The sequence below is a fragment of the Vibrio sp. 05-20-BW147 genome (genome assembly GCF_013369385.1).
In the GTDB taxonomy this organism is placed as follows: Bacteria; Pseudomonadota; Gammaproteobacteria; order Enterobacterales; family Vibrionaceae; genus Vibrio; species Vibrio floridensis.
The window spans coordinates 231307-244116 of sequence record NZ_SZTO01000006.1 but is presented as its reverse complement, the minus strand read 5'-3'; the positions used below and the strand labels follow the sequence as shown (position 1 = coordinate 244116).

Sequence of the window (12810 nt, the reverse complement as noted above, 5' to 3'; positions counted from 1 at the left end):
CTGTGACAATTGAACTATTGAGTGTGCTACTGGTATTAGGTGGCTTTGTGGGTGTCATGGCTGGTTTGCTGGGCATTGGTGGTGGTTTAATTGTTGTTCCCGCGCTTCTGTATTTGTTGCCTTGGGCTGGTATTCCACAAGAACTCAGTATGCATATGGCGCTAGCCACTTCTCTGGCGAGCATTATCGTCACTTCTGGTTCTTCGGCATTCAATCACCTTAAACTGGGAAATGTGGATATCTTCGTGGTGAAGTGGTTGATGCCCGGAGTGGTGATTGGTGGCTTTGTCGGTGCCAATATTGCTGAGTGGATCCCGACACAATATCTGCCGCGCGTGTTTGGCATCATTGTGTTATTCCTCGCTTTGCAAATGTTTCGCTCTATTCGCGTGACAGCAACACGTGATATGCCTAGCAGTCCGGTCACCATGCTATATGGCACAGGCATTGGTGTCGTATCGAGTCTTGCAGGAATTGGCGGTGGTTCACTTTCCGTGCCGTTTCTTAATCGTCATGGCGTTGAAATGCGCAAAGCGGTGGGTTCCTCCTCAGTCTGTGGTTGTGTAATTGCGATTGCCGGTATGACGGGCTTCATCCTGCATGGCTACAGCGTCGCTTCATTACCTGATTACAGTGTAGGGTACGTTTATTTACCCGCTTTGTTTGCTATTGCTGGCACTTCTATGCTCACCACTCGCATTGGTGCTCGCTGGGCCACCACGCTTCCAACGGCAAAGCTGAAAAAAATCTTTGCATTGTTTTTAATGTTTGTCGCGCTCAGCATGTTAGTCTAGCCGCGTTATTTTTAAGTTGATGATTAAGAGTACTTATTATGTCTCAGGGTTACCTGCCTTTTCCTAATATCGACCCCGTCTTTTTCTCGATAGGACCGATTTCAGTTCGTTGGTACGGGTTGATGTATCTATTTGGTTTTCTGTTTGCGATGTGGCTTGCTAATCGTCGAGCAGACAAACCGGGCAGTGGCTGGACGCGTGAACAAGTTTCGGATTTGCTGTTCGCTGGATTTCTTGGCGTTGTACTGGGTGGTCGCATTGGCTACGTACTGTTCTATAACTTCGATCTCTTCCTCGCCGATCCGATCTACCTCTTTAAAGTCTGGACTGGTGGTATGTCTTTCCATGGCGGCTTGCTGGGTGTCATTACGGCTATGCTCTGGTACGCGAAGAAAAATGGTCGAACCTTTTTCGGAGTGGCGGATTTCGTTGCTCCGTTAGTGCCATTTGGTTTAGGGGTAGGGCGCTTAGGCAACTTTATGAACGGTGAACTTTGGGGCAGAGTGACCGATGTGCCTTGGGCGATGGTGTTCCCAACAGGCGGACCACTACCACGCCACCCTTCGCAATTGTATGAGATGGCATTAGAAGGGGTGGTGCTGTTCTTTATCCTCAACTGGTTTATCCGCAAACCTAGACCTTTAGGATCTGTATCTGGTTTATTCCTAGCGGGATATGGTACATTCCGTTTCCTCGTTGAATACGTGCGTGAGCCAGATGCGCAACTGGGTCTGTTTGGTGGTTTTATTTCGATGGGACAAATCCTCTCGTCACCAATGATCATTGGTGGATTGGCGCTGATGGCTTGGGCTTATAAACGTGGCCACTATCAAGACAAAGTAACCGTGAAGTAAGGAATTGAAGTGAAACAATATTTAGAATTGTGCCGTCGCATCGTGGATGAAGGGCACTGGGTTGAAAATGAACGCACCGGTAAGCGCTGCCTTACTGTGATTAACGCGGATTTAACCTACGATGTTGCCAACAATCAATTTCCTTTGGTTACCACGCGTAAGAGTTTCTGGAAGGCGGCGGTTGCAGAATTGCTTGGCTATATTCGAGGCTATGACAATGCGGAAGATTTTCGCAAGTTAGGCACGAAAACCTGGGATGCGAACGCCAATCTCAATGACGCTTGGTTGAATAACCCATATCGCAAAGGCGAAGATGACATGGGCCGTGTCTACGGCGTGCAAGGGCGAGCTTGGGCAAAGCCGGATGGTGGTCATATCGACCAATTGCGTAAAATTGTCGATGACCTGACGCGCGGAGTAGACGATCGCGGTGAGATCCTCAATTTCTACAACCCTGGTGAGTTTCATATGGGCTGTTTACGCCCTTGTATGTACAGCCATCACTTCTCACTGCTGGGAGATACGTTATACCTCAACAGCACACAACGTTCGTGTGACGTACCGCTAGGGCTGAATTTCAACATGGTCCAGGTGTATGTGTTCTTGGCGATCATGGCGCAGATTACGGGCAAGAAACCAGGCCAAGCGTTCCATAAGATTGTTAATGCACATATCTATGAAGATCAGTTAGCGCTGATGCGTGATGTACAACTCAAGCGAGAACCGTTACAAGCGCCAACGTTCCACATCAATCCTGAGATCAAATCTTTGGAAGATCTGGAAACTTGGGTCACTTTGGATGATTTCTGGGTTGAGGGGTATGAACATCATGACCCAATCCAGTACCCATTCTCGGTATAACATTACGATGGTTGAAAAGGGCTCTTAGAGCCCTTTTTGCTACCTGTTAGGTCAGTGCTATTTGAGCGCATTGGCGACAAACTTATAGATAGGATCTGCGGGTGCAGGTTTGGCGATAGCTGGGCTAATAAATTTTGGTGGAAGAATAATGTCATCTTTTATCAGCGATTTAATCGCTGAGAAGTAGCGTATTTCGGTTTTTCCTGCCAACAGTACATTAAAGTCATCACCTAATTGATCGTAGGCGTTGAGTATCTCTCTGAAGCCTCGCAAGTAGAGGTAGTCTTTGGTGTAGCCACCTCCACGATAAACTCGAGCCGTGATAGTGAATGCTGTCATGTCGTCCACTTTGTACTGCTCTTTCAACAGCAAAAATGTGTTTCTAAAATCACGATCTTTGATCATCGACTCTACCGCGATCACACGCAGCGCTAAAGTTCTAAGACGTTTAAGGCTAAAGTGCCCAGAGAGAAACTCGCACAAGATAGCCAAACCTTCTTGTGTGGTGGTATTCACAGGACAGCCCAAGCTGAGTAATTTCAGCGGTTGTGCTCGGCCATTGAGAGTGGTTAGTAGGTGAACGCCTAACTCATGATGAGCGAGGGCATGAAGCTCTTTGGTGGTGATGCTTGCAGAGGCGTTGATTTTGACTTTGGTGCCTGAGACCAATGCATTGGCAATCATACTGTTGTTGATTTCAATCTCACCGGTGTAACCATGATCTAGACAAAACTGCTGCATAAACGTGGCAATCTCGTTGCAATCATGACGCTGTGACGCCTCTTCTTCAATGGGAAGATGCAGTAAGAAATTGGCATTGCGGATGTCTTTGCTGCTTGGTTCACCATAATAGCGCAGGGAGTTGTAGAGAAACTCAGGTTGGCCAATGCTGCACAGTTGATCCAGTTTATCTGCGTACGATTGAATGACTTCGGCATAAAGCTGACGCAGTTGAGGGTGCTCTATCAACTCAATCGGCAGAGAGTAGAGGTTTCGTTTGGCCTGATGGACATCGAAGGTTTGATTTTTATAAGTAAACTCAGGTTCGACCGAGAAACGATTATCGAAAAAACGTTGACGCTCTTCTTTGTAGTTTTGTGGAGTGACACTACTCAAAATATCAATATTGTCGACTAACAGCGAAAGTTGTTCATCGATTTTCCCGGTTGCGGCTAGGAGTTGTTGTTTGTCTGAATGTTCCATCATTACATCACTGCTGTTTTTTCTTCAGTTTGTATCAGACAAAGACTTTTGCCAATGAAAAGTGATGGTTATTGGAAATAAAAAAGGAGAGCGTGAAAAGCTCTCCTTAGGTCATTTGCGTAACAAACAATTATGCGGTCAGCGCCAAAATCGTGCCTGGGATGAAGATAAAGACAGCGAGTAGGTAACCAGCTACCACTGCTTTGTTCTTGATCGCCATCTCTGAGATAAACTCGGCGCCTTTGATTGGCAGTTCACGCAGGAACGGAATACCAAAGATAAACAGTGTCGCTAATACGTTAAAGGTTAAGTGAACCAACGCGATTTGCAGAGCAAACACAGCAAACTCACCAGAAACTGCCGTCGCTGCAAGCAGTGCGGTAATACAAGTACCAATGTTCGCACCCAGAGTAAATGGGTAAACATCACGTACTTTTAGTACACCAGTACCAACCAGTGGAACCATTAGGCTTGTCGTCGTCGATGACGACTGAACCAATACCGTTACAATAGAACCTGATACGATACCGTGGATAGGACCACGACCAATTGCATTCTTCAGGATGTCACGAGCGCGGCCAACCATCAGGCTTTTCATCAATTTACCCATCACCGTGATAGCAACGAAGATGGTCGCAATGCCTAGTACAATCAGAGCAACACCCGCAAAAGTATCACCAAAAGTGCTTAATGGACCTTTCACTGCGCTTACGACTGGTTTGGTAATTGGTTTGATGAAGTCAAACCCTTTCATACTCATATCACCAGTATTCAGTAGTGGCGACACTAACCAGTGAGAGATTTTCTGCAAAATTCCAAACATCATCTCTAATGGTAGGAAGATAGCAACAGCGAGCAGGTTAAAGAAATCGTGAATCGTCGCACTTGCGAAAGCGCGTTTAAATTCTTCTTTACAACGTACATGGCCAAGAGAAACCAAGGTGTTTGTTACTGTGGTGCCAATGTTTGCACCCATAACCATAGGAATAGCGGTTTCTACCGGTAAACCACCCGCAACAAGACCAACGATTATTGAGGTCACTGTACTGGATGATTGAATTAATGCGGTGGCAACAAGACCTATCATTAGGCCAGCGACTGGGTGAGAGGCAAACTCAAAAAGAATTTTGGCTTGATCGCCAGTTGCTAGTTTAAAGCCACTGCCAACCATAGATACTGCAAGTAGCAGTAGATATAACATGAATGCCAAGTTAGCCCAGCGAAGCCAACGAGTTGTGCTCGAAATTGGCGTTGCTGCCGTAGTAGCTTGGTTCATCATAATTTTCTCCATTGACCTTCTAAATCTCAGTTTGGTCTGTTGTTGAAACTGAGGCTGATAGTAGAGATGAAATATTTCAGTAATATGACAGTTCGGTGTCATCCAGATTTTTTCATCAAAGATCACAGATTAATTTTCTGAATCAAAAAATGAATCAGTTTAAGTTTTTGATTTTAATTTGTTTTTTATGATTTTCTTAGAGGTTGTTTTTTGTTCGATTGATGAGGCTTATGTCACAAAATATGACAATATGAAATTGATTGGTTCTGTTTTTTTTAATGTTGTAGCGATTTAAGTTCGGTTTTCCCGATATAATTGGCGACGTCTGTCATATTTGTTCTGTTCTCAGGAGCGACAGTGGTTTCTTTTAAGGAAGGGTTATGTCACATCTCAATTATAATCACCTCTATTATTTCTGGATGGTTTGTAAGCAAGGTTCCGTTACTAAGGCGGCCGATGCGCTGTTTCTTACCCCTCAAACGGTTACCGGGCAAATCAAAGCACTTGAAGATCGAATGAAAGGCAAGTTGACAAAACGAAACGGCCGTACCGTTGAGCCAACGGAGCTTGGGCAATTGGTATTCAAATACGCTGACCGTATGTTTGGCTTGAGTTATGAGATGTTGGATATCGTCAACTACAGCCAGCATGCCAATATTCTATTTGAGGTCGGTGTTGCCGATGCGTTGTCAAAACGGTTAGTAAGTAAGGTGCTGAAGATCACCGTACCTAAAGACAAAAAAATCCATTTATGTTGTTACGAATCGACACACGAATTGTTGTTGGAGCGTTTGGCACAACATAAGCTCGACATGATTCTGTCTGATTGCCCTGTCGATTCGACACAAAGCCCCGGCCTATATAGTAAGAAACTGGGAGAATCAAGCATGAGTTTCTTCTCTTCCACTAAAATAGATAATGCTGAATTTCCCGCAATTTTGGAGCAGAAAAAACTGTTGATTCCTGGAAGCCGAACGGCGATGGGACGTAAGGTTTTACAATGGTTTGATCGTCAAGGCATCCAACCGGATGTGCTGGGAGAGTTTGATGATGTTGCATTGATGAAAGCCTTTGCTCGTTACAACGATGATGTGATTTTTCTTGCGCCCACGGTATACATGCTAGAAGTAGAAGAAGACAGAACACTTCAGTTGATCGGTCATGTGGACGATCTCAAGGAAGAATATTACGTCATATTCGCGGAACGTATGATCCAGCATCCAGCGGTTAAGAACGTCTGTGATGCAGATTTTAGCCAATTGTTTGAATGAAACCGTTCCCTTTAATACCCTAAATAGATTACTATCTACAAAAATATAAATCTAAATTATAAAATTGTTTAACACAACTATCTGCAACAACCGTTGAGACATGTGAGTTGTAGCTAGAGGACCAACACATGAACTTAAAAGATATGGAGCAAAATTCTGCTCAAGCTGTCGTATTGCTTAAAGCCATGGCCAATGAAAGACGTCTGCAAATCTTATGTATGCTACACAATCAAGAACTCTCGGTGGGGGAGCTGTGTGCCAAACTGCAGTTGAGTCAATCGGCACTTTCGCAACACTTGGCGTGGTTGCGTCGTGATGGTTTGGTGACCACACGTAAAGAAGCACAAACGGTTTACTACACTCTGAAAAGTGAAGAAGTAAAAGCAATGATTAAACTGCTGCATAGCCTTTATTGCGAAGCATAATGCCTTTGTGTTACATGTAGAAAAGAAAAGCTGGCTTACAAGCCAGCTTTTTTATATCAGTGATTTAATTGCAATAAAAAAACCGGCATAGAGCCGGCTTTTTTTCACTGAATCAAGACTCTATTAAAGAGCTTTGATTTGTGCAGCGAAACGAGACTTGTGACGAGCTGCTTTATTCTTGTGAATAAGGCCTTTAGTCGCCATGCGGTCTAGGATCGGTGTAGCTACAGCGAATGCAGCAGTTGCAGCTTCTTTATCGCCAGCAGCGATTGCAGCAACAGTTTTCTTCATGTAAGTGCGCATCATTGAACGACGGCTAGCATTGTGCTGACGACGTTTCTCAGCTTGGATAGCGCGCTTCTTAGCAGATTTGTTATTTGCCAAGGGTCTAACTCCCAAAAACTTTAGTTCGGTGACAATTTAAGGGCGAGGAATATCCCTCATTTATGCCCGATTGTCAAATGATTTGTGCAAAAACCAAACGTAGCCAAAACATGTTTTGGTAAGAAAGGTCATCGCGGTTAAGATGGCGGGATTCTAACAGCATTTTTAGACCAATGCTAATAAATATCCGCTTCATTGATAACAAAAGGCGGATAAAAGTTAAGCTATGGTGTTATTTCGAGGTTACAGTGAGTAAACGACTACTCAAGTCCGGCATGATCGTCAGCGCTATGACGTTGGTTTCTCGTGTTTTAGGCTTAGTGCGCGATGTGGTTGTCGCCAATTTAATGGGTGCAGGTGCCAGTGCCGACGTATTTTTCTTTGCCAACAAAATTCCGAATTTTTTAAGAAGGCTTTTCGCAGAGGGCGCGTTCTCTCAAGCCTTTGTGCCAGTACTAACGGAATACCACGCCAGTGGCGATCTAAACAAAACACGGGATCTCATCGCTAAAGCATCAGGTACCTTGGGGGTAATTGTGTCCATTGTTACCGTTATAGGTGTCCTTGGCTCTGGCGTTGTCACGGCATTGTTTGGCGCGGGATGGTTTATTGACTGGTTACATGGTGGGCCAGCTGCGGAAAAATTTGAGCTTGCCAGCTTTATGCTCAAAATCACCTTTCCCTATCTTTGGTTTATCACCTTTGTTGCCTTGTCTGGTGCGATTCTCAATACCATGGGCAAATTCGCGGTGTCCTCATTTACACCCGTTTTTCTCAACGTGATGATTATTTTCAGTGCATGGTACATATCACCGATCATGGCTCAACCTGAAGTGGGCTTGGCGATTGGTGTGTTTCTAGGTGGTTTAGTACAGTTTCTTTTTCAAATGCCCTTCCTTATTAAAGCGGGGGTTTTAGTCAAACCGAAGTGGGGTTGGCGCGATCCGGGCGTGGTCAAAATCCGTACCTTGATGATCCCCGCTTTATTTGGGGTATCGGTCAGTCAAATTAACTTATTGTTTGATACCTTTATCGCCAGTTTCCTGCAAACCGGTTCGATTTCATGGCTTTACTATTCTGATCGTTTGCTTGAGTTCCCTCTGGGTCTATTTGGTATTGCCATTGCGACGGTGATCCTTCCTGCGCTTTCTCGCAAACATGTGGATGCACACAGCGAGGGGTTTGCCCATACCATGGATTGGGGGGTTCGCATGGTCACCTTACTAGGCATTCCAGCAATGCTCGGTTTGATGGTATTGGCCAAGCCAATGCTGATGGTGCTGTTTATGCGTGGTGAGTTTACCCCACAAGATGTGCATCAAGCCTCTCTGTCTCTTTTGGCGTACGCTTCTGGGTTGTTGAACTTTATGCTGATTAAAGTACTCGCGCCCGGCTACTATTCTCGTCAAGACACTAAAACGCCAGTGAAATATGGCATTGTTGCTATGGTGACCAACATGGTGTTTAACGCCATTTTTGCTTGGTTCTATGGTTATGTTGGTTTGGCTATCGCGACCGCTTTGTCTGCCTTTGTTAACATGGCACTGTTGTACCGAGGTTTGCATATCGCTGGTGTTTATAAAATTTCTCGACGTACGTTTTTATTTATCAGTCGTTTAGTGGTTTCTGGTGCGGTGATGGTGGCGGCGATTTTGTGGCAACTTGATGAGATGAGTGTTTGGCTCGAGTGGACCACCGCCCATCGTGCCGCAATGTTGACGATGTTGATCGGCTTTGGCGCATTGGCGTACGTTGCTTGTGCCTTTTTGCTCGGGATTCGGGTAAAAGACCTAAAAGCTGGGACAGAGTAAGGTGGATTGGTATATAATCCGCCAGTTTGACACTGCATAAAACGAAAATAGAGGCATTTCGCTGTATCCAAATGGAACTGATACGAGGTATACACAATATAAAACCACAGCATCGCGGCTGTGTATTGACCATAGGTAACTTTGATGGTGTGCATTTAGGGCACCAAGAAGTGTTGCGTCAAGTCTCTCTGCGAGCTAGGGAAATGTCGTTACCTTCTGTCGTGATGACATTTGAACCTCAGCCTTTGGAGTTGTTTGCCAAAGAGAAAGCCCCTGCACGCTTAACACGTTTACGCGATAAGTTTGTCCAATTGGTTAAGCTTGAGATCGATCGATTGTTGTGCGTCAACTTTAATCGTCATTTCGCTTCCTTAGATGCGGATGCCTTTATTCGCGACTTGTTGGTTGAACGTTTGGGTGTTAAGTTTCTCGTTGTTGGCGATGATTTTTGTTTTGGTAAAGCAAGACAAGGCAATTTTGCCATGCTGCAAGAAGCGGGCAAAAAATACGGTTTCACCGTAGTGAATACCCAAAGCTTCTGTTTAGCGCAGTTAAGAGTCAGTAGTACCGCCATTCGTGAAGCGCTTGCTCACGATCAGCTAGCGGTTGCCGCTCAAATGTTAGGGCGGGATTACAGCATTAGCGGGCGTGTTTCACATGGCCGTAAATTAGGCAGGACGATAGGTTTCCCTACCGCCAATATTCCGCTAAAACGCTGTGTTTCTCCCGTTTCTGGCGTGTATGTCGTTCAAGCGCTAGGCTTGGATAACAAACCGATTGGTGGTGTGGCCAATATTGGCCAAAGACCGACGGTTAACGGTGTTCGTCAGCAGTTAGAGGTACATTTATTCGACTTTCAAGCCAACTTGTATGGCAAACAGTTAGAAGTGGTACTTTTGCATAAACTGCGTGATGAAAAGAAGTTTGAGTCTTTTGACGCACTCAAACAGCAAATTGAATTGGATGCTGAGGCAGCAAGGGTGTGGCTGCGTCAGCTAAAGCGTTGAACGGTTTATTCCACCGAACAACATAATGTCTAACTTTCGCCCAATATAACGGAATTAAGAATCGATGAGTGAGTATAAAGATACCCTGAACTTACCTGAAACAGGGTTTCCGATGCGCGGCGATCTGGCTAAACGTGAGCCAGAAATGCTAAAGCGTTGGTATCAAGAAGACCTTTACGGTGAAATCCGTAAAGCGAAAAAAGGCAAGAAATCATTTGTGTTGCATGATGGCCCTCCATATGCAAACGGTGATATTCACATTGGTCACGCACTAAACAAGATTCTTAAAGACATTATTATTAAATCCAAAACACTTTCAGGTTTTGACGCACCTTACGTTCCAGGTTGGGACTGCCACGGTCTGCCAATTGAATTGATGGTAGAGAAAAAAGTGGGTAAGCCAGGTCAAAAAGTGACTGCTGCTGAGTTCCGTGAAAAATGTCGTGAATACGCAGCGGGCCAAGTAGAAGGTCAAAAAGAGAGCTTTAAACGTCTTGGCATCATGGGTGAGTGGGATAAACCTTACCGCACCATGGACTTCACGACGGAAGCCAACATCATCCGTGCGCTTGGTCAGATCGCTGATAACGGTCACTTATTGAAAGGTTTCAAACCTGTTCACTGGTGTACCGATTGTGGTTCTGCATTGGCAGAAGCAGAAGTTGAGTACAAGAACAAAGTGTCTCCTTCTATTGATGTGCGCTTTAAGGCTACTGACGAAGCTGCACTATTAGCGAAATTCTCTTTGAATGAAGGCCATCAAGGTCAGGGTGACGTTTCCATCGTCATCTGGACAACTACGCCTTGGACACTTCCTGCAAACCGCGCAGTGTGTCTGCGTGATGATCTTGAGTACGTGCTTATCCAAGTTGAGGGTGACAACCCTGAGCGTATTATCGTTGCGGCGGAATTGGCGAAAGATGTGATGGATCGTGCGGGTATCGAGCACTTCCATAACCTTGGTTTTGCCAAAGGTGCGGATCTTGAGCTTACTCAGTTCCAACACCCATTCTACGATTTCACTGTTCCGGCGATCCTTGGTGATCACGTGACGACTGATTCAGGTACTGGTGTGGTTCACACTGCGCCTGGCCACGGTCAGGAAGACTTTGCGGTTGGCCAAAAGTACAACCTAGAAGTGGCAAACCCAGTGGGCTCAAACGGTGTTTACCTACCAGACACAGAACTATTTGCTGGTCAGCACGTATTTAAAGCGAATGACGCTGTAGTAGAAACGCTAAAAGAAAAAGGCGCGCTACTGCATCACCATGCTTACGAGCACAGCTACCCACATTGCTGGCGCCATAAAACGCCGATCATCTTCCGTGCGACACCTCAATGGTTCGTTTCTATGGACCAAGCTGGCTTACGTGCTAAAGCGCTCGAGTCTATCAAAGGTGTTCAGTGGATGCCTGAATGGGGTCAAAGCCGTATCGAAGGGATGATTGAAGGTCGTCCTGAATGGTGTATCTCACGTCAACGTACTTGGGGTGTGCCAATTGCCCTTTTCGTACACAAAGAAACCGCAGAGCTGCATCCAAACACGTCTGAGCTGATTGAAAAAGTCGCTCAAGTGGTGGAGCAAAAAGGCATTCAAGCATGGTGGGATATCGATGCAGCGGAATTGCTGGGTGATGACGCAGCTCAATATGAGAAAGTCTTGGATACTCTAGACGTTTGGTTTGACTCCGGCGTGACTCACTACGCAGTGGTCGATAAACGTGAAGAGTTCAACGGTGCGGAAGCAGACATGTACCTTGAAGGTTCAGACCAACACCGTGGTTGGTTCCAATCTTCATTGATCTCTTCGATTGCGATGAAAGGCAAAGCGCCTTACAAGCAAGTGTTGACGCACGGTTTCGTGGTTGACGGCCATGGTCGTAAAATGTCGAAATCGATCGGTAACGTGGTTGCACCAAAAGATGTCACCAACAAACTGGGTGCAGATATCTTGCGTCTATGGGTTGCTTCTACAGACTACACGGGTGAAGTTGCGGTTTCTGACGAAATCTTAAAACGTTCAGCTGACGCTTACCGCCGTATTCGTAACACAGCGCGCTTCTTCCTTGCCAACTTGAACGGCTTCAATCCTGAAACGGATATCGTGCCAGTTGAAGAGATGGTTGCGCTTGACCGTTGGGCAGTAGGTCGTGCACTGGCGGCGCAAAATGAAATTGTTAAAGCGTACGATGAGTACAACACGCACGCAGTCACACAGCGCTTGATGCACTTCTGTTCTATCGAGATGGGTTCATTCTATCTTGATGTGATCAAAGACCGTCAGTACACCGCCAAACTGGGTGGTCACGCGCAACGTAGCTGTCAAACTGCGCTGTACTACATCGTAGAAGCCTTGGTTCGTTGGATGGCACCGATTATGTCGTTCACTGCCGATGAAATTTGGAACGAAATACCAACTTCTCTTCCTAATGGACAAAACCGTGACAAGTTCGTCTTCACTGGTGAGTGGTTCGATGGTCTGTTTGGTCTTGCTGAAGGCGAAGAACTGAATAACGCATTCTGGTCTGAAATGCAGAAAGTGCGTGGTGCGGTGAACAAACTGCTGGAAGCGGCACGTAGTGATAAAACCATTGGTGGTTCTCTACAAGCAGAATTGACTCTATTTGCTGACGATGCACTAGCTGCGAAAATCAACAAGCTGGAAGATGAATTGCGTTTTGTTCTGCTCACGTCTGCAGCAACAGTGAAACCATTGAGCGAGAAGTCAGATGCTGCGCAAGCCACCGACATCGAAGGTCTGTTCGTCGAAGTTCGTGCAACGGAAGCTGAGAAGTGTGACCGTTGTTGGCACCACACTCCAGACGTAGGCACGATTGAAGGTCATGAGAAGATTTGTGGCCGTTGTGTGTCAAACGTGGATGGTGAAGGTGAAGCGCGTAAGTTCGCTTAATCGGTCCCTT

General features: G+C 45.7%; 11 protein-coding genes. 8 read left to right on the top strand and 3 right to left on the bottom strand.

Features of this window, described 5'->3' with window-relative positions; translation table 11 throughout:
- Nucleotides 1-2: 2 nt before the first annotated feature.
- From FC652_RS07430 to FC652_RS07420, 3 genes are read left to right on the top strand one after another with little or no spacing between them, the layout of a single operon-like run.
- On the top strand, nt 3-794 hold the full coding sequence (locus FC652_RS07430; protein ID WP_176298078.1) for a sulfite exporter TauE/SafE family protein: 792 nt from the start codon (nt 3-5) through the stop codon (nt 792-794).
- Nucleotides 795-832: 38 nt separating this feature from the next.
- The gene (gene lgt, locus FC652_RS07425) at nt 833-1648 is read left to right on the top strand and encodes a prolipoprotein diacylglyceryl transferase (protein WP_011078605.1); all 816 of its coding nucleotides are present in this window, start codon (nt 833-835) and stop codon (nt 1646-1648) included.
- Nucleotides 1649-1657: 9 nt separating this feature from the next.
- Nucleotides 1658-2509 (top strand): thymidylate synthase, encoded by an 852-nt coding sequence (locus FC652_RS07420; RefSeq protein ID WP_011078604.1) that lies wholly within the window; start codon nt 1658-1660, stop codon nt 2507-2509.
- 57 nt (nt 2510-2566) lie between these two features.
- Here FC652_RS07420 and FC652_RS07415 read toward each other — a convergent pair whose 3' ends face one another.
- Nucleotides 2567-3715: a flavohemoglobin expression-modulating QEGLA motif protein gene (locus FC652_RS07415; protein ID WP_176298077.1), complete on the bottom strand. Its 1149-nt coding sequence runs from the start codon at nt 3713-3715 to the stop codon at nt 2567-2569.
- 127 nt (nt 3716-3842) lie between these two features.
- The gene (locus FC652_RS07410; protein WP_176298076.1) at nt 3843-4991 is read right to left on the bottom strand and encodes a Na/Pi symporter; all 1149 of its coding nucleotides are present in this window, start codon (nt 4989-4991) and stop codon (nt 3843-3845) included.
- A 380-nt stretch (nt 4992-5371) separates the two neighbouring features.
- On the opposite strand from FC652_RS07410, the gene nhaR reads away from it, so the two are divergent.
- Both nhaR and FC652_RS07400 read left to right on the top strand, forming a co-directional pair.
- Nucleotides 5372-6262, top strand: coding sequence for a transcriptional activator NhaR (gene nhaR, locus FC652_RS07405; RefSeq protein WP_176298075.1), 891 nt, complete (start codon nt 5372-5374; stop codon nt 6260-6262).
- 128 nt (nt 6263-6390) lie between these two features.
- On the top strand, nt 6391-6687 hold the full coding sequence (locus FC652_RS07400; RefSeq protein WP_176298074.1) for a metalloregulator ArsR/SmtB family transcription factor: 297 nt from the start codon (nt 6391-6393) through the stop codon (nt 6685-6687).
- Between the two features lie 123 nt (nt 6688-6810).
- Here FC652_RS07400 and rpsT read toward each other — a convergent pair whose 3' ends face one another.
- Nucleotides 6811-7071, bottom strand: a complete 261-nt coding sequence (gene rpsT, locus FC652_RS07395; RefSeq protein WP_176298073.1) for a 30S ribosomal protein S20 — start codon at nt 7069-7071, stop codon at nt 6811-6813.
- 248 nt (nt 7072-7319) lie between these two features.
- Here rpsT and murJ point away from each other — a divergent pair, with 248 nt between their 5' ends.
- The 3 genes from murJ (at nt 7320) to ileS (ending at nt 12800) form a co-directional block, all read left to right on the top strand.
- Nucleotides 7320-8882 (top strand): murein biosynthesis integral membrane protein MurJ, encoded by a 1563-nt coding sequence (murJ, locus tag FC652_RS07390; RefSeq protein WP_176298072.1) that lies wholly within the window; start codon nt 7320-7322, stop codon nt 8880-8882.
- Nucleotides 8883-8953: 71 nt separating this feature from the next.
- On the top strand, nt 8954-9889 hold the full coding sequence (ribF, locus tag FC652_RS07385; protein WP_176298071.1) for a bifunctional riboflavin kinase/FAD synthetase: 936 nt from the start codon (nt 8954-8956) through the stop codon (nt 9887-9889).
- Between the two features lie 64 nt (nt 9890-9953).
- Nucleotides 9954-12800, top strand: a complete 2847-nt coding sequence (gene ileS / locus FC652_RS07380) for an isoleucine--tRNA ligase (protein WP_176298070.1) — start codon at nt 9954-9956, stop codon at nt 12798-12800.
- The last annotated feature ends 10 nt before the right edge of the window (nt 12801-12810 follow it).

Bases quoted from the DNA above. Each gene is read 5' to 3' on its own strand.
- FC652_RS07415 (WP_176298077.1), bottom strand. From the start codon at position 3,715: ATGATGGAACATTCAGACAAACAACAACTCCTAGCCGCAACCGGGAAA.
- nhaR (WP_176298075.1), top strand. From the start codon at position 5,372: ATGTCACATCTCAATTATAATCACCTCTATTATTTCTGGATGGTTTGT.
- FC652_RS07400 (WP_176298074.1), top strand. From the start codon at position 6,391: ATGAACTTAAAAGATATGGAGCAAAATTCTGCTCAAGCTGTCGTATTG.
- ribF (WP_176298071.1), top strand. From the start codon at position 8,954: ATGGAACTGATACGAGGTATACACAATATAAAACCACAGCATCGCGGC.
- lgt (WP_011078605.1), top strand. From the start codon at position 833: ATGTCTCAGGGTTACCTGCCTTTTCCTAATATCGACCCCGTCTTTTTC.
- ileS (WP_176298070.1), top strand. From the start codon at position 9,954: ATGAGTGAGTATAAAGATACCCTGAACTTACCTGAAACAGGGTTTCCG.
- FC652_RS07410 (WP_176298076.1), bottom strand. From the start codon at position 4,991: ATGATGAACCAAGCTACTACGGCAGCAACGCCAATTTCGAGCACAACT.